This window comes from Algoriphagus aquatilis (genome assembly GCF_042657405.1).
GTDB lineage: Bacteria > Bacteroidota > Bacteroidia > Cytophagales > Cyclobacteriaceae > Algoriphagus > Algoriphagus aquatilis.
Genome location: NZ_JBHSKS010000004.1, coordinates 59,752 through 83,274 on the forward strand (window position 1 = coordinate 59,752; position 23,523 = coordinate 83,274).

A 23,523-nucleotide genomic window follows, 5' to 3' on the forward strand; every position below is an offset into this window, starting at 1 on the left:
GCAAAGCCTGTGCCAAAATAAAATCGCAGTGATTAATGAAAAAAGCAAATAAAAAACGGAAGCTAAAGTTGCTTCCGTCTTTGATTAGTTTGAAGGAGGAGTAAAGCTTATTGAGCTATTCTCAAAAAATATTTTACCTGAGAGTCTCATCAGCTCTATTTCTTGCTCTTTGATTTGAAAGATAGAGGTAATCAACCTGTTTTCCGCAGTCAGGAGGTTCACCTGAGCATCTCTAAACTCAAGGTAAGAAGCGATACCCAAGCGGAATCTTTCTAGGGCAATTTCAGAGTTCTCTTTGGCCACCTGATAATTTTTTTGCTCGATAACAAGAAGCTGCCGATTCTTTTGGTATGTATTGTATGCCCGCTGGATGTCGGATTGCAATTGGATCTCAAATTGATCCAAGGAGTACTCCTGAATTCGCTGCTGCACTTTGGCATTTTGAATCCTTCTGTTGAGCGTAAGACCATTAAACAAATTCACGGTGATGTTTCCCCCATAATTGAATCCTTGTCTTTGGTTTTGAATCAGGAATCCCGCATCAGAATTGAGCGTGTTGTTCAGGTAAGAACCATTCAGATTGATTGCCGGCAATCTCGATGCTTGGAGTTCACGGATCTGAAGAAATGCAACATTCTTTTGTCTTTGAGCGATCAGGAGTTGCTTATTTTCTAGGAATGCATTTTCGAGGAGAAATTCCAACTGAAGAGGCTCAGAGATAATGATCGAATCTTTGATATCGTATTCCAAATCGGGAGCAACAGCCATGAGTTCGTTTAGGTTGACTCGAGCATTTAGTATGATTTCTTCTTGAGTCAGTAGTAAGCTAGAGTCTCCATTATAATCTACTTGAGCGGAAAGGAAATCTCTTTTTCCGGCTCCACCCAATTCATATTGAGCCTGAGCAATATCCAATCTAGCCTTGCTCAACCGGAGTGTCTCTTTTAAGACCTGATACCGCTGCAATTCTAAAATAAGCCGATAATAGGCAGTAGATATTCCCGCCACTGTATTTTCGACAGTTACTTTGGCTTCGATTTCACTGATTTCTGACAACTGACCGAGTCGCTTCATGATGATGGTAGATTCAGGTCTAAATCCGTAAATCCCAACCACGCTGAAGTTTTCATTCCGAGACCGAGCATCATCAATTTGTCTGGGAGCAGGGTCATTAATAAACTTCTGCTCGACATCTTCCTTACTGAAGGATCTCAGGTAAGTCGCATCTACTTGGGGGGCAAATAAATCCCCCGCACCTATTTTACGATCACCCTCTCTCAGGGCAACGTTTTCTACAGCGATTTTAATTTGGAGATTGTTTTCCAACCCCGCTTGAATTGCTTTTTCAAGATTCAAAGACTCCTGTGCCCAAGCATTTAAGCCTGCCATATTAAGGCACAACAAGAGCATTAAAGCTAATTTCTTCATCAAATTCTGGCTAATCTTCCTTTTTTGGAGGTGAGGTAAGTATACACTGCTGGGATTACAAATAGCGTAAGGATAGTTGAAAAGGTCAGTCCGCCGATTACTGCTGCACCCATTGGCACCCTACTTTCGGCGCCAGCTCCCAAAGCAAGCGCAATCGGGAGAATCCCTAAAATGGTAGACAAACTCGTCATCAAAATAGGCCTGAATCGAGCAACTGCCGCACCATAGATTGCCTCATAGGCATCCATGCCTTGGGCTTTTCTTTGATTGGCAAATTCCACAATCAAAATCCCGTTTTTCGTGACAAGACCAATCAGCATGATAATCCCGATCTGGCTGAAAATATTCAGTGTAAAGTCAAATATCCAAAGGGTTGCCAAAGCACCGAAAATAGCAAGTGGTACCGTAAACATGATCGTGAGCGGATCCGCAAAGCTTTCAAACTGAGCAGACAATACCAGATAAATCAGTACCAATGCAAAGATGAATGCGAATAGCAAACTGTTTGAACTCTCTCTGAATTCTTTGGAAGGTCCCGATACATCTGTAGAATAGGTATCATCCAAAACTTCAGCTGCGATTTTGTCCATTTCATCCAGACCTGCGCCAATGGTGTAACCTTCAGCTAGGTTGGCAGATACGGTAGCACTGACAAATCGATTGAATCGGTAAAGCTGGGGAGGCGTACTCTTTTCCACCACTTTCACGAGATTATCCAACTGAACCAATTGGCCATTATCCCCTCTCACATAAAGCATTCTGAGGTTTACTGGCTCATTTCGATCTTGAAGTCTCATTTCCCCAATCACTTGGTATTGCTTACCGCCTCTGATAAAATAGGCAAATCGCTGTCCTGAATAGGAAAGCTGAAGTGTTCGGGCAATTTCCTGAACTGAAACACCCATGTTTCTGGCTCTTTCACGATCTATTTCAATTTCAAGCTCAGGTTTGGTAAACTTCAGATTGATATCCGTGAAGATAAAGGCCGGATTTTGGTTGGCTTTTTCCAAAAATGCCGGAATCACTTCTTTTAATTTCTCCAAGGTTGGTGCTTGAATGACATATTGAACTGGCAAGCCTCCTCGACGATCACCTACTGATACTGGCTGCTGGGCAAACGCTCTGACCGCAGTCACGTTTTTCAATTTCCCATTAATACTGTTAAAGATTTCCTGTTGACTTCTCCTTTGCGAAGCATCGGTAAGAAACAGTCGGATAAAACCTGAGTTGGTATTGGCTGTACCAAATCCCGGCGAGGTCATGCTTATGACTCCCGCTCTTTCCTTATCAGAAAGGTCTGACATGATTTGGGCTGAAAGATCATTGATGACATTATCCATGTAAGAAAACGTGGCTCCTTCAGGCCCTGTCATGTTAATTCTTAGCTCTGATCGGTCTTCGATAGGAACCAATTCTGTCTGGAGATTTGAAAAAAACCAATAAATACCCACCCCCATCAGTCCAATTATCGGGAAAGCGATCCATCTGATTTTCATGAACTTGCTCAATGCAGCATCATAGAGATCATTTAACCACACGAAGAAAGGTTCAGTCAAATTATAGAAAGCGTTTTGCTTTTCTCTATGCTTCAGCATTCTTGCACTGAGCATTGGAGTCATGGTCAAGGCCACAAATGAGGAGATGATCACCGACCCGGCTACCACGATTCCAAACTCTCTAAACAACCTTCCTGTAGTCCCCGTCAAGAAAATCACCGGCAAAAACACTGCTGCCAAGGCAACTGTGGTAGCAATTACGGCAAAGAAAATTTCTTCTGATCCTTTGGCCGCCGCATCTAATGGTTTTTCACCTTTTTCTATACGTGCATAAATATTCTCTAAAACTACAATTGCGTCATCGACAACGAGACCGATCGACAAAACGATCCCCAGTAAGGTGAGGACATTGATGGAAAAGTCCATCAAATACATAATAAAGAATACCCCAATAAGTGAAATCGGAATAGTAACTACTGGAATAAATGTAGTTCTCCAATCTCTTAAAAACAGAAATATAATCGCCACTACGAGAATAAAGGCGGTAATAATTGTTTCCTGTACTTCTGTAATCGACTGGCGAATGTAGGTGGTACCATCAAATCCAATTTCCACCCCTACATCGGCAGGAAGGTCTTTTGTAATACCCTCCAATCTTCTGTAGAATTCATCCGCTATTTCAATGTTATTAGATCCTGGAAGGGGAACAAGGACTACAGCCACCATGGGAACACCATCGCGTCTTAGCAAGGTTTTTTCATTCAGAGCGGAGAGCTCTGCAGTACCGATATCCTGGAAGCGAACAATGTTTGTCGCACTTTCTTTAATAATTAAGTCATTGAATTCCTGAGGTGAGCTTAGGCGGCTTTTGGTACGAACAGAAAGCTCTATGCTTTGACCTTCAATTCTACCTGAAGGCAATTCCACATTTTCACTTTGAACCTTACTGAGGACATCCATAGGAGTAATTCCATAAGAAGCCATTTTCAGTGGATCCATTCTTAATCGGATGGCATATTCTTTTTCCCCCCAAATCTGAACTCTACTCACACCTGGAATGGTTTGAAGCCTTTCTTTGAAAACATTATCTGCTATTTCAGATAATTCCAAGAGACTTCTTTTATCACTTTTGACATTGACTCCTACGATCGGCTGGGAGTCTGCGTCAGCTTTTGAAACGACAGGAGGCTCGGCATCAGGAGGTAAGTTTCGCTGTGCACCTGACACTTTATCCCTTACGTCGTTGGCAGCAGCTTCCAAATCCGCTCCTACCTCAAACTCTACTGTGATATTGCTCCGACCGTCCGCACTGGTGGAAGTCAGGGATTTAATACCCTGAATACCGTTGATCTGTTCTTCAAGTGGCTCAGTAATCTGGGCCAAGATTACATCAGCATTAGCACCGACATAGGAGGTACTCACATTGATCACCGGCGGATCTACCGAAGGATATTCCCGAATACCTAAAAGCGAAATCCCGATTCCTCCAAAAAGAAGAATCACCAAAGACATCACTATGGCCAAAACCGGCCTATTGATACTTAGACTCGAGAGACTGGACATGATTAATTGATTTGATTAGGTTGGATAGGCATTCCCTGCCTTACTTGCATCACACCTGTAGTAAGTACCTGATCACCTTCACTCAAGCCTGAAAGAATCTGGACATGAGTATCTGTACGGGTACCGATTTCAATAATCCGTTGTTCTGCTTTTCCATCTGCTCCCACTACAAAAACTTTGTAGCCGGACAATTCTGGAATCACAGCCTCAGCCGGAACCATTAGAGCATCTTCTTTTACTTCCAATACAAAACGAATCTTTACAAACATACCCGGCAGGTATTTTCCGCTTTTATTTGGGCTTTCTGCTCTAAGTTTCAAAGTACGCGTAGCCGGGTCGATCTGCGGCTCAAAAGCATAAACTCTTCCCTGTACTTCTTCGCTGGATGACTCGCTGCTAAAAAAAATAGGAGATCCTACGGAAACCTGAGAAGAGTAACGCTCAGGAATAGAAAACTCAATCTTGATCGGATCGATGTTTACTATACTTACGATTACATTGGAAGAGTTGATCACAGATCCCTCAGAAATCTGTCTCAAACCCAAGATCCCATTAAATGGCGCTCTAACTACAGTTTTTTGGAGTTGAGCTTCTACCAATTTGATATCTGATAGTGCTGTATTGTACTGATTGAGTACAATATCATATTCTTCTTGGCTAATCGCTTCCCTGGCAAGGAGTTGTTTTTGGCGATTTTCCTGAGTTTGAAAAAGCTTTTGTGTGTACTGCAATCTCTGAAATTGAGCCTGAAGCTCATCGTCATTCAAGTAAACCAATGGGGTTCCTTTGGTTACGTATTGACCTTCTTTAAAATTTATTCTAGTCACCAAACCTGAAATTTCAGGCTTCAGATCTACTGATTCATTGGGGAGGATGGTACCTGATACCTGAAGTTGGTTACTCAGGGTTTCTTTTTTTAGCTGGATCACATTGACAGGAAGAGGTTGACCTCCGCCACCACCCGGACCGGCACCAGGGCCAGAAGGTGCGGGAGCTCCACCTTCATTTTGATTTCCAAATCTTGGATACAGAAAGGAAACCACAACAATGAGCAGAATACCAATGATTACAAGAACTTTTGTTTGTTTTTTCATTTGGGAAAAAGACGGTTACTGATGGTTTTTTATAAAGGCTAGTGAGTGCTGATTAAACTGATCGGGTTTTTCGACATTGACCACGTGCCCACATTTCTCAAGGATTTTAAGCATGGAATTTTTGTGGTCCTTTACCAGCTTCTTCACTGGCTCAAGAAACATGACGTCCTGATCTCCCATGACATATAGCGTGGGGATGCCTATATCTTTCTCTTTAAAATACTTGAGCAAAGGATTGATATCCTTGGTCAACTTAAACCAACGGATAAATTCCTTTTGACAGAGTTTCTGAGCCTCGTGGATAAAAAGATTTCTTGACTCTGCGTGCTGCTTTCTAGGCATAATGATAAAGGCAAACAACTTATAGAGCCACATATAGGGAATGAATCTTTTAAAGGTATTTCCTAAAAAGACCAAAATCCTGCTTTGTGTGGTCAATCTTGTAACTGCCCCCGCCATGACCAAACTTTTTACTTTTTCAGGTCTCATCTCTGCTAACTGACGGGCAAGAATAGTACCTAAGGATACACCCATGAAATGGGAAGGTGGTAGATTTAGATGATCTAAAACTTCTATAATATCCCTTGTGACTGCCTCAAACGTGTATTCTTGATTCCAAATCGCTTGAGGTAAATCTGTTGACTTTCCATGACCTCGGAGATCTATCAAAAGTAAATTGTAATCTCTTTGAAAATCCCTGAGTTGCTTATGCCAAACGGCAGAACTTCCCCCTGCACCATGGATAAATACAATCCATTCGCTACTCTCTTTATGTAAAAATTGCTTGTAGTATAACATAGAATAAAAACCTAGCGGGAAGTCAAAGGTTGCCGAACATCAAATTTAAAATTGGTTTTCCTTGCTTTGTAAGAAAACGGACTGAAGGTAAATGGATGCCATCAAAGGAAAATTATGGGGATGCTATTGTCACCATTTGACTCAATGACTTTCAATGGGTTTAATCTAATCGCTTTAAATAGACATTAATAGAATCCGATCCCTATCATTAGCGGTTTATCAGAACATCGTTTTCAGAATTCAAAAAAAAGAGCCTCAAAATTTTGAGGCTCTTTTTTCATCATGTCTCTTCAAATTAATTGAAGATATATCTTAGTCCAAATTGCATTCTCCAAACGTCAGACACACCTGCAGTAGGTCTGAAAGTCTCAGAGATTAGTTCAGTACCAAAGTTTCTAAGTCTATATTGAGGTCTTCCGTTTGCATTGATCGGTCCTCCTTGCGCAGCAGAAGGTACCACCAAAGGCTGAGTAGAATTGAAAGTTTGACCGATTCCCCAATCTTGGTTAAGTAGGTTACCTAGGTTAAGGATATCTACTCGGAACTCAAGAGAGTTTTTCTTGCCTTTGATATTGGTAAACAATTGCTGTGCGAATGAGAAGTCAGCTCTGTAAACCATTGGCATGATCACGGCACCTCTTTCAGCATATTTTCCTCTGTTTGCGCTGAGGTACTTATCCTGCTGAATGTATGCTTCCCATGCTGCAGCTTGTTCTGCGGCGGTAAATGTTCTACCGCTTGCAGTGTACTGCTGGAAGTTCATATCGTTGATATCTCTTGGGATATAGATTAGGTCGTTTGCAGTACCACCGTCATTGTTTAGGTCACCACCGAATACATAGCTACCGTTACCGATTGTTCTACCTTCCCAGAAGATCGAGAAGGAGGTGTTACCAAACTTGAAGAAGTCCTTGGAATAACTAGCTGTGGCAAATACTCTATGACCCATGAAGTTAGAAGAGAAGCCCAATCTTGGATTATTTGGATCTCTTTCAACTGGGTTTCCAAACCAAGTACCTGCTGCGATAGATCCAGGATCGACAGTATTTCTAGATTCTCCGTAGCTATATGCTGCCTTCAAGAACAAGCCGTTATTGAATGGTCTTTCCAAGGAGAATGAAGCAACCCATGAATTACCAATAGCTTGGTTAGTCAAAGTTACAGCGTTAGGAATCTTAGAGTTGATTCTGTTATTAGTCCATCTTGGTCTGTTATCAGGTCCAGAGAAAGAAGACTGGTAAACAGGAAGGTTAGCATTGTAGTATGCTACACCGTTTACATCTTGGTTATAGATGAATTCAGCAGTAGCTACGATTCCACCAATCAATTGCTGGTCCACTGCAATGTTTGATCTCCAAACCTGAGGGAACTTGAAGTTAGGATCAGTCAAGGCAAGCTCGTAAGAAGAAGCAGGATTACCAGTTACCTCGGTTGGCTTGTACGCGTTAGGATCTGGATTGAAAGGTCTAGTGGTGGTGTTATCCAACTGAGCAAAACCAGTCAAGATACCATTGTTCCCTACTTGGTTTGAAATCCAAACGTATGCAGGACGGCCTGTGAAGATACCTGTACCGCCTCTAAGCTGGGTCTTCTGATTGTTAAATACATCCCAGTTGAATCCAAATCTTGGAGACCAAAGGATATTTGGCTCAGGAAGTAGGTCTGTTCTTGTGTTGTAGTATTTTCCAACTGGATCTTTGAAGAAGAAGGTTTCAACTTCTCTGTTTCTCAAAGCAGTCTCACCGAAGAATGGTACATCTACTCTAAGGCCTAAAGTCAACTTCAAGTTAGTTCTAGCCTGGAATTCGTCCTGACCATAAAATCCAACGTAGTCTACTTCCAATGGCTGGATTGGCTTCTCAGAACCAGGGATGTTATTCCATCTAACTTGGAATCTTCTCAAGTTGACTCCCGAAGCTGTTGCATTTCCATTTGCAAGGAAATTGTTGGCATCTCTGTAGAAATCATCCAAAGAGTTATACACATACACTGACTGAGAACCTGGGAAGAATACGTTTTCAGACTGATATTTTTCATAGCTGAAGCCTGCAGTGATGGTATGCTTTCCTGCAAAAATCTGCAAGTTGTCCTGAATCTGGAACGTCTTATATCTCAGTTCGTTGTTTGGAGTAAATGGCTCGAAACCGAATGTAGTGTAAGTAGCACCGTTGTTAAGGATATCCACCATTGGGAAGAAATCCCCTCTGCTGCCACGGCTTTCATCTTGGAAAGTGTAACCTACGATAAGGTTATTGCTTACATTATTGCTCACTCTGGTATTCAATTCAGCTACTACAGATCGGATATTTTCCATAATGCTGTAGTTAGAATTCTGGAAGTTCAATGCTTCAGGTCTGAAGTTTCTGTTTCCAAAACCAAGAGAAGAGGAACCAGAAAGCAATACATCTGTAGATGAATCCAAGTGGTTGTATCTCAAGCTTAGCTTATTCTTGTCATTGATGTTGTAATCAAACTTCACCAAGAATTTGGTACCCACAGTCTCATTGTCATAATCCTGATAAGGACCTGTTTCGTAATTAAACTTATCTCTCAAGAAAGTGCTCAACTGGTCAAGATCAGAAGCCAAAACTCGGGTCACGTTTCCTTCGATTGGTTCATTCCCGTTATTTGCTCTCCAAGTGGTACCTGGTCTGGTTTCTGCTTCATCTTCAAATGAGGCAAAGAAGAACAATTTGTCTTTGATGATTGGACCACCCACGCGGAAACCGATTTGGCTGTAGTTAAAGTCACCAGGGTTGAAGGTATTTTCACCTGCCTTGGTACCTACATTGTTGTTATTTCTCCAGAAATAGTAAGCAGAACCCGTCACTTCGTTAGTACCTGAACGGGTTACAGTGTTTACACCTGCACCGGTGAAGTTACCTTGTCTTACGTCATAAGGCGCTACGTTAACAGAGATTTGCTCGATAGCGTCCAAAGAGATCGGAGATACACCTGTTCTACCACCTGGATTACTACCACTACCCAAACCGAAGGAGTTGTTGAAGTAAGAACCATCGACAGTGATGTTGTTCAATCTGGAATCCTGACCAGCAAAAGACTGTCCATTGGACTGAGGAGCCAATCTTGTAAAGTCGTTGATACTTCTTGAAATGGTAGGGAGCTTTGACAGTGCTCTATTGTCGATAGAGGTGTTGGCACCTGTTCTTTCATTAGAAAACAAACTGTTTGGACTTGCGGTAACCAATACTTCAGAAAGCTCTTGGCCATCTTCTTTCAAGGTTATGTTTACGTTAGAAAACACGCCAAGGGAAAGTACTAATCCGTCTACCTCTTGGGTAGAAAAACCAATAAAGGATACGGAAAGTCTATAAGGACCACCTACACGCATACCAGGAATCGAATATTTACCTTCCAAATTGGAAACAGCACCGTATCGAGTGCCTGATGGAAGGTGAGTAGCAACCACGTTCGCTCCAGGAAGTGGCTGACCATTGGTCTCAGTCACAACCCCGGAAATACCGGATGTCGTAACCCCCTGTGATAATGCTAGCCCTGTGCTCATCACGAGCATAAGGAAGGCCAGCAAATTCTTCAGTAAATTTTGCCTCATAAATTTAAGTTTTGGTAAAGTTGGTTTTGATTGGAAATCCACACAAAGGTAAAGTCGACTCGCTCTTGGTTAGAGTAGTTAACGTTAAATTTTGCTTGGCAAATTTCACATTTTTTAACGAAAGCTTAACACCCTATTCAAAACATTTTTTCTGTCTTTTTCACGAGATGTCCCTGATTTTTGAAGGTAAATTTTGAATTTGTCATTGTTTTCAAAATAAAAATTCGAAATATGCAGCCTGAACCTGGAATTTGCCTTATTTCCAAACTCAATTGAAATAACCACAACTAGTTAAAAAACTCAGTCATTAATTTTATTATCGTTATTAAAAACAAAATATTATTCCGTTGAGAGATAAAAATATTATCTGGCTTTACCTATTCTTGATAGCTACCATTGCCGACCTCACATTTCTTCTTGAAGGAAATTCTTCCATGAGATTTTTTTCTAAACCACTCATTTTAATTGGGTTGATTTTGTATTTTTTCCAGATCACCAAACCAATTGCATCCACTTTACTGACCAAATCAATTCTTTCGGCTCTGATTTTTTCTTGGATTGGGGATATTCTTTTGATGTGGCCACATCTCTTTGTATATGGTCTTGGCTCCTTTTTGATGGCCCATATCTGTTATATTATTGGGTTTAAACTAGCCCAAAAATCAGAGACTAGAATTCAACAAGTAGACTTTGTTCGGACCTTTTTCTTTAACCTTCCAATATATCTGGTTGCTGCTTTCACCTTTTATTTGATTAATCCCAATCTTGGAAATATGAAGGTACCCGTAATCACATACATCATTGTAATCGTGAGTATGGTCGCTACCGCCCGAGACAGATTTAAAAAATGTGATTCAGCCTCTTTTTGGCAGGTATTTATTGGGGCGGTGTTATTTTTCATTTCAGACGGGATCATAGCCTTGAGCAAATTCTATCAAGCTTTTCCCGAATCCGGAGTTCTAATCATGGGAACTTATGCCACAGCCCAACTCCTCATTATCATGGGCATCAGATCTTATCTGATTGGCAAAAAGTAAAAAGGCTGTCATTTAGACAGCCTTCATAACTTATTTTTTCAAAGCAACCCTTATCGAGAGTTCTTCAAGCTGTTCATCAGCGATGGTACTAGGTGAGTCAATCATCACATCTCTTCCCGAATTATTTTTAGGGAAAGCGATGTAATCACGAATGGAATCAGATCCCCCGAAAATTGCACATAGTCTGTCAAAACCAAATGCAATTCCGCCATGCGGAGGAGCTCCATATTCAAAGGCTTCCATCAAGAATCCAAATTGTTTTTGAGCTTCCTCCTCTGTAAAGCCCAAGTGAGTGAACATCAATTGCTGCGTAGCTCGGTCATGAATACGAATAGAACCTCCGCCAACTTCTACACCGTTGATCACCAAGTCGTAGGCATTTGCTCTCACAGCACCAGGATCTGTCTCCAGCAGTGGGATATCTTCACGCTTAGGTGAGGTGAAAGGATGGTGCATGGCATGAAATCTCTTGGACTCTTCATCCCATTCCAACAATGGAAAATCTACTACCCAAAGTGGCTTGAATACCGAACGGTCTCTCAATCCAAGGTCTTCGCCCATTTTAAGACGTAGCTCAGACATTTGCTTTCTCACTGTCTTGGCATCTCCACTCAACACCAGCATTAAGTCTCCTGGTTCTGCTCCAAATGCATCTGCCCAGGTCTTTAAGTCTTCTGCTGAATAGAATTTATCCACGCTTGACTTCAACGAGCCGTCAGTATTGTATCGGACATAAACAAGGCCTTTTGCTCCGATCTGAGGTCTTTTCACCCACTCCGTCAATTCATCAAGCTGCTTGCGGGTATATTCAGAAGCTCCTTTGGCACAGATACCCACCACTAATTCTGCCTGATCAAAAATTGCAAAGCCTTTATTTTTCACCAAATGGTTAAGCTCCACAAATTTCATATCGAAGCGTAAGTCAGGCTTGTCATTTCCGTACCCTTTCATGGCATCTGCATAGGTCATGTGCTCTACATACCCAAGCTCGATTCCCTTGACTGATGAAAACAGGTGTTTGATCAAACCTTCAAACGTATTCAGAATGTCTTCCTGCGTGACAAAGGCCATCTCACAATCGATCTGTGTAAACTCAGGCTGTCTATCAGCTCTAAGGTCCTCGTCGCGAAAACATTTTACGATCTGGAAATAACGGTCAAAACCACTCACCATCAGCAATTGCTTGAAGGTCTGCGGAGATTGTGGCAAGGCATAAAACTCTCCCGGATTTACACGGCTTGGCACTACAAAATCTCGGGCACCTTCAGGAGTAGATTTGATCAACACAGGTGTCTCTACCTCGATGAAGTTTTGGCCATCCATGTATTTTCTGGTCTCCTGCATCATCCGGTGCCTAAGCTGCAATTTTTCTCTTACCACATTTCTTCGCAAATCGAGGTAGCGATATTTCATTCGCAGGTCATCTCCACCATCTGTCTCATCCTCAATGATAAAAGGAGGAATTTTTGCAGGATTCAATACCGTCAGTTCCTCTGCTTTGATTTCTATAGAGCCAGTAGCAATTTTTTCATTTTTGGAAGTTCGCTCAATGACAGTTCCTGTGGCCTGAACCACAAACTCGCGACCTAATTGGGCTGCTTTTTCAAGCAATGATTTGTCTGTAGATCCTTCTTCAAAAATCAACTGAGTCACTCCGTAGCGATCACGCAAATCCACCCAAATCAACCCTCCTTTATTTCTGACACGCTGGACCCATCCAGCTAAAGTTACTTTTTGACTTACGTGATCTAGGCGAAGTTCGCCACAGGTATGAGTTCTCAACATTGCTTTATTCCTGATTTTGGGAGGTCAAAGATAAATATTTGCCTCAGAGTAATCCATGGTTGTTTGGAAGATTCCTAGGAATAACCTCGTTTTATTGATCAATCTGCCATGATTCTTCCAAAATTTTAAAAAGTTAAAAATCAGCTTTATGGCAATAGACCTCCAATCTTTGGAGCATTAAGGCATGAAAATTGGCTTTATTTGACATCTCTAAGGTTCAAACTTGGAAAAAAGTCATCTTTTCCCTTGATTTAAGATCGGTTTGAAATTCACCCCAATTCTCAAGTACCAATGAAAAAAAAATGGATAGGCATCGCAGCAATATTACTCACTGTGAGTGCTATAACATTGTTTCAATTTGACTCCCCACTTTTTAGGAACCCATTCAAAGAATCTAACGAGGCCCTGATAGATACCCTGTCTACTGCCCCTGAAAAAGAAGTCTTCCTTTACGGTATAAATGTGACAGGACTAAACATCGTCGAAGGTACCGTAAGCAAAAATCAGACGCTGGCCACGATTCTTTCTCCTTTCAATGTACCTTATCAAATCATCGATGAAATAGCAAAAAAGTCCAAGGAGGTCTTTGACGTAAGATGGATTGCAGCCAATAAAAAATTTACCGTTATCACCCCCACCAATTCTTCGAAAGCTCAATTTTTCATCTACGAACCCAATCCTGCAGAATATGTAGTCTTTAATTTAGACTCTGTGGATATCTATAAGGCCGAAAAACCAGCCGAAATCAGAAAAAGAGAAATAGGAGGAAGAATTGAGAGTTCACTTTACAATGCCATGGTGGACAAAGGCATTTCTCCTGAACTCATTGATGAATTCGCTGACCTATATGGTTGGTCTGTGGATTTCCAAAGTCTTCAAAAGGGCGATTTATATAAAGTGGTCTTTGAAGAGAAATTGGTGGAAGGCAATGTCGTGTCTGTGTCAAATATTCAGTTTGCCTATTTTGAACACAAAGGGGAAGCTCTCCATGCGATCCCATTTGAACAAAACGGCCAAATTTCATTCTTTGACCAAAACGGCAACAGTTTCAAAAAGGCATTTTTGAGAGACCCTTTAAAATACACACGTATCAGCTCGAGATACAACCTAAACAGGTTTCATCCTGTACAGAAAAGATATAAAGCACACTTGGGTACCGATTATGCCGCACCTACGGGTACAGAAATCCGATCTGTGGGAGACGGCACTGTCGTAGAAGCAAGGTACACTTCCGCGAATGGGAATTATGTGAAAATCAAACATAACGGCACTTATACCACACAATACCTTCACATGTCCAAAATAGGCAAAGGGATTAAGGCGGGTACAAGAGTACGCCAAGGGCAGGTTATCGGATTTGTGGGAAGTACTGGCCTGGCCACAGGTCCACATCTTTGTTTTAGATTTTGGAAAAATGGTAAACAAGAAGATTGGTTGAAAGAAAAAATCCCACCTTCAGAGCCTGTTTCTAAAAGTAATCTGGCCGCTTTCAATCTAAAGAAAGAAGAAGCATTAAAGCTCTTGGCCAAAATTAATCCAGATGTCGACGACAGACTGATTGCTTCTCAACCTGACCAGGAGAGCAAAGGGACTGAATAAACAGATTTATATCTTACTCTTTAACATAAGGTGAGTTTGATCGATTATTTTTCGATCAAATTCACCTTTTTGATTCTCCAATGGACCAAGACCCTTCAATACGGATCAATAAGTACCTGAGCGAAGTAGGATTCTGCTCCAGAAGAGCCGCTGACCTCTTACTCGAACAAAAGAGAATTACCATCAATGGTAAAATACCGGAATTGGGGACCAAAGTCTACCCACAAGATGAAGTAAGAGTAGATGGACGGCTGGTAGGGAAACCCAAAAAAGAGCATGTGTATATTGCATTCAATAAGCCTGTTGGGATAGTTTCCACTACTGATGTTAAAGGTGAAAAAAACAACATCATCGATTTTATCGGGCATCCCGAGCGAATTTTCCCAATAGGCAGATTGGACAAGGATAGTGAAGGTCTCATTCTGCTGACCAGTGAAGGAGATATTGTAAACAAAATTCTTCGATCCAAAAACAATCATGAGAAGGAATACATCGTCACCGTGGATCGCCCGATCAATGAATTTTTTATCAAAAGAATGGGAGCAGGTATTCCTATTCTCGGGACGGTCACTGATCCTTGTACAGTAGAACTGATCAATAAATTCAAGTTTAGAATCATTCTCAAACAAGGCCTAAATAGACAAATCAGGCGTATGTGCGAATATTTGGGCTACACGGTGAAACAGCTCAAGCGAATTCGAATCATGAATATTCATTTGGATTTACCTGTTGGAAAATGGAGGGATTTGAGTCAGAAAGAAATGGAAGAACTCAATCGAATGATACAGGATAGTTCAAAAACTGTCTAATCAACTGACAAAAAGAAAACGCCTCAGAGGAAGTTTCCTCTGAGGCGTTTTTGCTTAAGATCTATTTCCCCTTTTAAGGGAAGGGATGATTTTACATCGTATCCACTTTTTTCTGTCTTCCGGTATAGCCGAAGGTGGACTTGCCCACTCTCAGCTCGGTCCTTCTGTTCAACTGATGCATCGCTTCAGTACAGGTCACCGTGTTGCAGTCATGGATCGGACGGGTCTTGCCGTACCACTGGGACTCCAGCCTGTTGTCCTCGATGCCTCTGTTCTTCAGGTAGTCCTTCACCGACTGCGCTCTGCGCTCGGACAGCTTCTTGTTATACTCCTCATCACCACGCTGGTCCGTATGACCCTCGATGTACAGCATCAGGTTCGGCATGCGCTTCAGCATCACCGCCGTGCGCTCCAGCTCCTGCTTGTGTACCGATCTGAGCATCGACTTGTCAAAGTCAAAGTAGATCGTCGGGATGTCGTTGATCTCTCCCTGAATCTTCTCAAAGATGTCCTCCGGCTCACAGAAGTCCATGTCCTTCAGCTCCTGTGGTATCTCATACTGCTTGGTAGGATCCGGAAACGCCTCCAACACCAACTCCGATCTTCTGTTCAGCTGATGGTTCACCTCGTTGCACGGTTTGCCGTTGCCGCAGTCATTGACCAGCTGGCTCTCTCCAAACCACTCCAGTCTCACCCGGTCCGCACTGATGCCTTTTCCGCCCAGATACTCCGTAACAGCCTTCGCTCTGTTGTTGGACAGCTTGATGTTGTATTCGTCACTCGCTCTGGAGTCCGTATGGCTGGCAACCAACAGGTCCAGGAAGCTGTACTTCTGCATCAGCTCGGCCAGCTTGTCCAGCGCCGGCATCGCATCCTTGCGGATCACAAACTTGTCCAGATCGTAGTACACAATGTCCACATGCACCGGAAGCTGATACGGGATCGGCTTGAGCACATACTCCCGCTTGATCGTATCTCCCGCAAAGCCTTTCGTGCTGATGTTTTCGTCGGTCAAAGTAAAGTAGCCCGGCTTGGATATACTGATCCCAAAGTCACTCTCCGGCTCCAGCTGGGCGGTCAACTCCCCCTTGCCGTTTCTTGCCGTCGGTACCATGATCCCTTGGGTCTTGTCACGGAAGGTGGCCAGATAGCTCTGGGTAATCACCTCACCGTTGCAATCCAGTACTCTGGCCAAAAACTGCTTGTACATCTCCTTGGCCATGTAAATGTCATCCAGTCCCATGCCTCCCTTCCTGTTGGAAGAAAGATACACCGTCCTGTCTTTGTCTTCTCTGTAGGCAAAATCATCCGCAACCGAGTTGATCGGCGTGCCCATGTTCACTGCATTGGTGATCGATGCCGCCGTATAGCCTGCCTCGAAGATATCCATGCCTCCCATGCCTTTGTGGCCGGTGGATGAGAAGTAAAACTTGTTGCCCTTTCTGAACGGATGGGTTTCATTGCCATCGGTGTTCACTCCAGGACCAAGGTTGACCGGTGTGCCGAATACCATGTTCGCATCGTATTCCGAATAGTACAGGTCATAGCCACCCATGCCGCCCGGCATATCCGAACTGAAGTACAGTCTCCGCGTCTCCTCATCCACAAACGGATGCATCACCGCATAGCCCAACGAATCGTTGAACGGAACCGCAGTAAAGCCTTCCAGGCTTCCATCGGCCCCCACTTTGCTGTAGTAGATCTCAGGCTGAACCGTGATATTCCTGTTTTTCTTCACCTTGGTGATCGAACGGGCAACCGAATAAAACAACAGGTTGTCCTTGGCTGCATAGCTCGGATCCGAAAAACTCAACGAGCCCGGAACCTGCGAGATCACCTTGGTGATTTCTCCTCCCTTGGCCTGCCTGTAGACCGAAAAATATCCCCTGCCTGTCTGACCGCTCGATTCCTGACTGAAAATCTTGTTCCTTCCGTCAATTCTTATCCCCGGCATTTCTTTGGTAAAGCTGCCCCCTCTGTCCGATACAAAATACCTGTTCCCCTGAGCATCCTCTACCATCGAAAAGTCCGACTCCGTGGAATTGATCCCTTCAACAGCACTCAGCTTCAGATTACGGGCGCTTTTGCCGACTGTCACCGGAGATACCCCAAGACTGTCCGCTGAAAGTCCCTTCGCTCTGATCACCGCGTTTGCATCCTCAAAATTGTCAGAAAGTATTCCGATTCTAAGCAGCTGGGTATAGTCATCGGCACTGGCCTGTTCATAGCCCGACACCGTTTTCCACCACGAATACGATTCGCTGTAATCCTTGATTTGATCGTATGCCTGAGCTGTTTTCCTGGCCGTCTCGTAGTTCGGCTTCTTGGCATAGGCAGCTTTGTATATGGCCAATGCGTCGGTGTAATTCATCAAACCCATCTGCTCGTCCGCATACCGAACCCTGGATTTCTGTGCCTGTGTTTCCACTGTAATCCCCAGTGTAAACAATGCGGCTATTCCAACAAGTGTCAATGTCTTTTTCATAATCAGAACCATCTTTGGTTTTTAATCTTGGCGGTACGCGGTATCATATAAAAGCCCAGGGACAACTCGTGCGAGTTGTGACGGTAGTCCTGAAGCACGTTCAGGCTCTGGTCATAAGCATAGCCCAACCGGAGTCTGTCTGTGGCAAACACTTCGATGATCGCCGCAACCGCATTCCGGTTTGTAAGATTGGAATCAACTTCGGTCCAAAGCTTCATGTTCGAACGGTAAGATCCCCCAACCCACAGCCTGTCAAAAAACAGAAACATCCCGTTGATGTCGTAGTTGGTCGGGGCACCCTTCACCTGACGGATCAAAAAGCTCGGCTTGAAGCCGATGTTGTCCGATACCTTCAGCATCGCTCCCGCTGTCAGGTAATAGTGAAAATCATGGTAGGCCAACGCAATGTCTTCACGCTCCAAAGCCTTCCTGCCGATCATGTTGTACACACTGAAACCCGCATAAAACTTGTCGCTGTGAAAAAACAAACCGCTGTTCAAGTTCGGGGTAAACATGTTGATCCTGCCTCCCGGTATCTCCGGATCGTTCGGATCGTTCGGGTCCAGCAGGTCTCCGTCCATCATGTACTCCGACAGTCCCACGCTCGCTCCCATACCCAAAAAGCTCTTTCTTCCTGTCTGAATGCGGTATGCATAGGTCAGCATCCCGGTAGTCGTACGGGCCGGACCCAGCTGGTCACTCATCAGCGATACCCCGAAGCCCATCGTCCCTTCGTTTGCACTCAGGTCCGCCGTCACCGTGAACGTCTCCGGTGCTCCCGGAAAACTCACCCACTGGCTGCGGTAGGTACTCTGGATATACGGCTCTCCCTTGTAGCCCGCATAACCCGGATTCACGTGCAGCCCGTTGAATATGTACTGGCTGAACTGCGGCAACTGCTGCCCAAAAACTCCTCCTGTGACCAAAAAGGCCAGCACTGAAAGAATTCCTATCGATTTAAAAGTCCTTTTCATCTGTTTGTATTTTGATGTTTAACGGTCAGACTTGGCTTGTCAGAGCGGGGAATCTCGCAGGGCTCAGGATGTATGTTCTTGCCATTTTCCCGAGCCTTGCTCAATGCCTGTCTGCTACTTAGTCTTTGATAATTTGGATCCATCCTTTGAACTCTGTACTCACTCCGCCGGCATCCGTCACCCGGAGAACATAGAAGTAAGTACCCGCTACCTGACCGGGAGCATCCCAGTCGTTGCCGTAGTTCGCACGCTCAAAGACGTGGTCTCCGTACCTGTTAAAGATCACGATGCTGTTGCTCGCATACTTGCCCAAGCCCTGGATCTCAAACTTATCATTCTTGCCGTCACCGTTTGGTGTAATCACATTCGGTATTCTGAACGGCTTAATCTGTGACTGTGCCGTTGCCGTGTTGTCGGACGCGTTGATGTCATCCTCGGAAGAGCTTACCACAGCTGTGTTAGTCACGCTGCCTGCAGCACCTGCCTTCACCCGGATTCGCATCGTCACCGAACTGCCAGGACCCATGAACGGTATCGCAAAACGGACACTGCCGCCGCTTACTGTCACCGCTACCTGAGAACCGCTCGTGTTAGCCGCCACCGAATGGCTCAGGTAAGTCACTCCGCTCGGAAGATTATCCAACACCACCACTTCTGTAGCATCTGTCCTGCCCACATTCCTTACCACCAACTCATACTCGAACACATCCCCCTCAAACACTTCCTGGGACAAGGCCACCTTACTGATCGACAGGTCCGCATCGTTGTTCAAAATCCTGAAGAATACCAACGCATTGTCGCTGTTGCCCGGATTCACCGTCTCTCTCAGGATGTATTCCAGACTGTACGCTCTCACCTCATTCACTCCCGGTATCAGACTCAACTCCCCGCTCTCGTCAATCAACAAACCGATGATGCCGTCCAATTCGGTGAATTCAAAATCCACGTCTTCCGCATCCGGACGGACTCCGTTCAGTCTGTCATTGTCCAGAATGTTGCCAATTGGGCCTCCGTATCTTGAGAAGTAATCCCCGAACGCATCGTCATTGGCAATGATCTCGTTGGATCCCGCTCCTACAGTCACTGTATCTGTATCGTTCACCTTCTTCTCATCCGGTGTGGTCGCCTCTACCGTCGCCACGTTGGTCACACTGCCTTCCGCCATGTCGTCAAGGGTCACCACATACTCGGTCTCAAAGCTTGCCGTAGCGCCCGGAGCAAGTACGCCTACCGTCTCAACCAATCCTGTCAACGGATCTTTCACGGTTACACCGCTCAAGGTCACATTACCCGTATTGGTCACTGTCAGCGTATAGGTCACTACCTCGCCCGCTCCGAAAATCTCCGTCTTGTCTGACTTCTTCTCGATCACGATCGATGGCAGCTGCGCAATCGGTGTAGTCACCTCATCGATATCCGTAGGATTGTCATCCCCTTCATTCGGACTCTCACCCGTCGCAGTAGCCTCATTGCTCACACTGCCTCGGTCAACATCTTCCTGGGTTACCGTATACACCGTCTCTACCTGCTTGCTCTCTCCTGGTGCCAACGTACCCACATTCACCACCGTACCGGTTTTGCTATCAACTACCGTCACGTTGGTCAGGGTCACATTGCCCGTATTCGTTACCGTGATCGTATAGTCAATCTCCTCTCCTTCCTCATCGATATCCGCTTCATTATCGGTAATCTCAACATCGATCGATGGATTCTGTATCGCCGTAACAACCGCATCATCCTGCGCCGACACTGTCGTCTGATCAGGGCCCTGGCCACTCACGGAAGCCACATTCGTAATCTGGCCGCTGTCTACATCAGACTGGATTACAGCGTATGTCGTAGTTACCGACTGGCTAGCTCCAGGTGCCAACGTGCCCACAGTCTGGTTCAAGCCCGTCAACGGATCTACCACCGTCACATTGCTCAAACTCACATTGCCCGTATTCGTTACCGTCAACGTGTAAGTAATCACATCTCCTGCTGCATCCACTGAGGTCACGTTTGAGGTCTTGTCTAGAGATATGTCACAATTGAAGATGGTCAACGTCACTGCTGTTCTGCTGTTACTTGAACAACCTGTTTGGTTATTCACAGACTCAGCATAATAGGTTACTGTGCCCACTGAACTGATAGAAGGATTTTGAACCACTGTTCCTCCTGTTGGAGCATTGTACCAAACTACACTGAATCCAGCTGGAACACTTGCTGTAGCAGTCAAACTGCTCTGCTCAGAACTTGCACAAGAGACTTGATCACCCCCACTTAAAGGAGCAGCCGGAGCTGGAAGAATAGTCAAAGTAACTGGAGTTCTTACTAGGCTAGAGCAGCTTCCATCAACTGTCTGGGCGTAATAAGTCACGGAACCAACTGTATTCAATATTGGATTAGTGACCACATTACCACCAACAGGTGCATTATACCATACTAGAGTACCAGGGGCAGTCGCGGTAGCTGTTAAAGTTTGAACTGGGAAGGTTGCACATACAACTTGATCACCACCACTCACCGGAGGAGTTGGTCCTTGTACGATTGTCAAGGATACCGGAGTTCTTGTCAAACTAGCGCAACCTGTTTGGTTATTTATGGTTTGTGCATAGTATGTAATGGTTCCTACTGAACTTAATGAAGGATTCGACACTACATTACCACCTATTGCCGAAGTGTACCACACTATACTAAATCCTGAGGGAACAGAGGCTGTTGCCACAAGATTTTGAGCTTCAATAGATTCGCAAACAACTTGATTTCCGCCACTTACCGGTGCAACAGGTGCAGCCAAGATGGTCAAAGTCACCGCAGTTCTGTTTAAGCTTCGACAGCCAGTTTCATTATTCACTGCTTCTGCATAGTAGGTCACACTACCAACAGTACTTAGGCTTGGATTTGCTACCATATTCCCACCAATAGCCGCATTATACCAAACGATGCTAAATCCTTGAGGAACTGATGCTGTAGCAGTCAAGGTTTGAATAGGACCAGCTTGACATTCTACAATATTTCCACCACTGATCGGCGCAACCGGTGCAGCCAAGATGGTCAATGTAACTGGTGTTCTGGTCAAACTCACACATCCTGTTTCGTCATTTACTGCCTCTGCAAAATATGTTACTGAACCCACAGTGCTAAACGTTGGATTAGCAACTACGTCTCCTCCACTTGCAGCAGTGTACCATACAATGCTAAAGCCCTGTGCAACTGATGCAGAAGCTGTTATGGATGAAGTGTCACCTTCACAGATCGTTTGATCTCCATCGCTTTCTGGCGCAACCGGTGCAGCCAAAATGGTCAGCGTGACAGCAGTTCTTGAAAGGCTTGTACATTCCGTTTCATTATTTACAGATTCAGCATAGTAGGTAACTGTACCTACTGCATTCAAACTTGGATTTTCTACTACATCCCCTCCAACCGGTGCATCATACCACACCACTGTGAAACCTTCAGGCACACTCGCGGTAGCCGTCAAGGTCTGAATAGGATTAGTTTCACATTCTGCAATATCACCACCGCTGATCGGCGCTGCCGGAGCTTCCAGAATAGTCAAAGTGACGGCTGTTCGGGTCAGACTCTTGCAATCCGTTTCTTCGTTGACTGCTTCTGCATAGTAAGTAACAGTACCCACCTCTTCAAGAATTGGATTTGCCACCACATTTCCTCCAACTGGTGCATCATACCATACAACTATGAAGCCTTCAGGAGCAGTTGCTGTCGCGGTAATGGTTTGTAGAGGATCAAGCTCACACTCTACAACATCTCCACCACTAATAGGTGCTACAGGAGCCTCCAAGATGGTCAAGCTAACTGCAGTTCTGGTCAAACTCTTACAACCTGTTTCATTATTTATTGCCTCGGCATAATAAGTCACTGTGCCAATGGAGTTCAAAATTGGATTTTGAATCATGTTGCCACCTATCTCTGCATCATACCACACTACCGAGAATCCTTCCGGTGCACTGGCAGAAGCGGTAAGAGTCTGCAAAGGATCAAGCTCACATTCGATTAAATCTCCATCGCTGATTGGAGCAGCAGGTGCTTCCAAGATGGTCAAAATAACTGGTGTTCTTTCAAGACTTGAGCATGAAGAACCAACAGACTGGGCATAGTAAGTAATAGATCCTACAGTACTTAAACTTGGGTCTTCCACAATGTTTCCACCTACTGGCTGATCATACCACACTATGGTTCCCGGTCCAGAAGCTGAAGCAGTAATTTTCAATTTTTCTCCTTCACAGATGGTAATATCTCCATCACTGACTGGAGGAGCAGGAGCATCCAAGATGGTCAGTGTAACTGCTGTTCTGGTCAGGCTCTTACACTGTGTAAGATTGTTGACCGCCTCTGCATAGTAGGTAACCGAGCCTACTGAATTACGGATTGGGTTTGCTACCACATTCCCTCCGCTGGAAGCATCATACCATACCAAAGTAACTCCTTGTGGCACTGTCGCTGAAGCTATTAGCGTTTGGATAGGGCTTTCTTCACATTCTACTTGATTTCCACCGCTCATAGGTGCATCCGGAGCTTCTTGGATGGTAAGTGTGACTGCTGTTCTGGTCAAGCTCTTACATCCTGTTTCGTTGTTGATCGCCTCAGCATAATAAGTAATTGAGCCTACTGAGTTTTTAACTGGATTTGCAACTACATTTCCTCCAGTTGGTGCATTATACCAAACAACAGAAATCCCTTCTGGAACTGTCACAGACGCTATAAGGGTCTGAATAGGACCCACCTCACATTCGATTTTATCACCATTACTTAATGGTGCTTCTGGACTTAAAGGAGCTGGAGCTACAGTGTATGCTGAGCTGATCACACAGCTCGTTCCTACTGTTCTTGCATATACTGTTCCGCTGCTGTTAACCGGTGCACTGAAGCTGCCACCTG

12 protein-coding genes are annotated in these 23,523 nt (G+C 44.4%); 3 read left to right on the forward strand and 9 right to left on the reverse strand.

From position 1 onward, the window contains the following. Positions 1-84: 84 nt before the first annotated feature. The 5 genes from ACFPIK_RS06540 to ACFPIK_RS06560 form a co-directional block, all read right to left on the reverse strand. Positions 85-1,428, reverse strand: coding sequence for a TolC family protein (locus tag ACFPIK_RS06540; RefSeq protein ID WP_377913457.1), 1,344 nt, complete (start codon positions 1,426-1,428; stop codon positions 85-87). Then, complete coding sequence (locus ACFPIK_RS06545; protein ID WP_377913459.1) at positions 1,428-4,487, reverse strand: efflux RND transporter permease subunit; 3,060 nt, start codon at positions 4,485-4,487, stop codon at positions 1,428-1,430. Before ACFPIK_RS06545 ends, ACFPIK_RS06540 begins: the two co-directional genes overlap by 1 nt. A gap of 2 nt (positions 4,488-4,489) precedes the next feature. Further along, positions 4,490-5,581, reverse strand: coding sequence for an efflux RND transporter periplasmic adaptor subunit (locus ACFPIK_RS06550; RefSeq protein ID WP_377913461.1), 1,092 nt, complete (start codon positions 5,579-5,581; stop codon positions 4,490-4,492). 15 nt (positions 5,582-5,596) lie between these two features. Further along, positions 5,597-6,379 carry an alpha/beta fold hydrolase gene (locus ACFPIK_RS06555; RefSeq protein ID WP_377913463.1) on the reverse strand — a complete coding sequence of 261 codons (783 nt, stop codon included), beginning with the start codon at positions 6,377-6,379 and terminating at the stop codon, positions 5,597-5,599. A gap of 295 nt (positions 6,380-6,674) precedes the next feature. After that, positions 6,675-9,953, reverse strand: coding sequence for a TonB-dependent receptor (locus tag ACFPIK_RS06560; RefSeq protein ID WP_377913465.1), 3,279 nt, complete (start codon positions 9,951-9,953; stop codon positions 6,675-6,677). Between the two features lie 434 nt (positions 9,954-10,387). Here ACFPIK_RS06560 and ACFPIK_RS06565 point away from each other — a divergent pair, with 434 nt between their 5' ends. Continuing rightward, positions 10,388-10,990 carry a lysoplasmalogenase gene (locus ACFPIK_RS06565; RefSeq protein ID WP_377913467.1) on the forward strand — a complete coding sequence of 201 codons (603 nt, stop codon included), beginning with the start codon at positions 10,388-10,390 and terminating at the stop codon, positions 10,988-10,990. Positions 10,991-11,020: 30 nt separating this feature from the next. Here the strand turns inward: ACFPIK_RS06565 and aspS are convergent, their stop codons facing one another. Next, positions 11,021-12,775: an aspartate--tRNA ligase gene (aspS, locus tag ACFPIK_RS06570; RefSeq protein ID WP_377913469.1), complete on the reverse strand. Its 1,755-nt coding sequence runs from the start codon at positions 12,773-12,775 to the stop codon at positions 11,021-11,023. Between the two features lie 291 nt (positions 12,776-13,066). On the opposite strand from aspS, the gene ACFPIK_RS06575 reads away from it, so the two are divergent. Together ACFPIK_RS06575 and rluF are read left to right on the forward strand one after the other, a co-directional pair. After that, positions 13,067-14,374, forward strand: a complete 1,308-nt coding sequence (locus ACFPIK_RS06575; protein ID WP_377913471.1) for a M23 family metallopeptidase — start codon at positions 13,067-13,069, stop codon at positions 14,372-14,374. A gap of 80 nt (positions 14,375-14,454) precedes the next feature. Continuing rightward, positions 14,455-15,183: a 23S rRNA pseudouridine(2604) synthase RluF gene (rluF, locus tag ACFPIK_RS06580; protein WP_377913473.1), complete on the forward strand. Its 729-nt coding sequence runs from the start codon at positions 14,455-14,457 to the stop codon at positions 15,181-15,183. Between the two features lie 91 nt (positions 15,184-15,274). Here the strand turns inward: rluF and ACFPIK_RS06585 are convergent, their stop codons facing one another. The 3 genes from ACFPIK_RS06585 to ACFPIK_RS06595 form a co-directional block, all read right to left on the reverse strand. Next, positions 15,275-17,668 (reverse strand): OmpA family protein, encoded by a 2,394-nt coding sequence (locus tag ACFPIK_RS06585; RefSeq protein ID WP_377913475.1) that lies wholly within the window; start codon positions 17,666-17,668, stop codon positions 15,275-15,277. A gap of 2 nt (positions 17,669-17,670) precedes the next feature. Then, positions 17,671-18,642, reverse strand: coding sequence for a PorP/SprF family type IX secretion system membrane protein (locus tag ACFPIK_RS06590; RefSeq protein ID WP_377913477.1), 972 nt, complete (start codon positions 18,640-18,642; stop codon positions 17,671-17,673). Between the two features lie 118 nt (positions 18,643-18,760). Further along, on the reverse strand, positions 18,761-23,523 hold a 4,763-nt coding region (locus ACFPIK_RS06595; protein WP_377913479.1), incomplete at its 5' end, for an Ig-like domain-containing protein.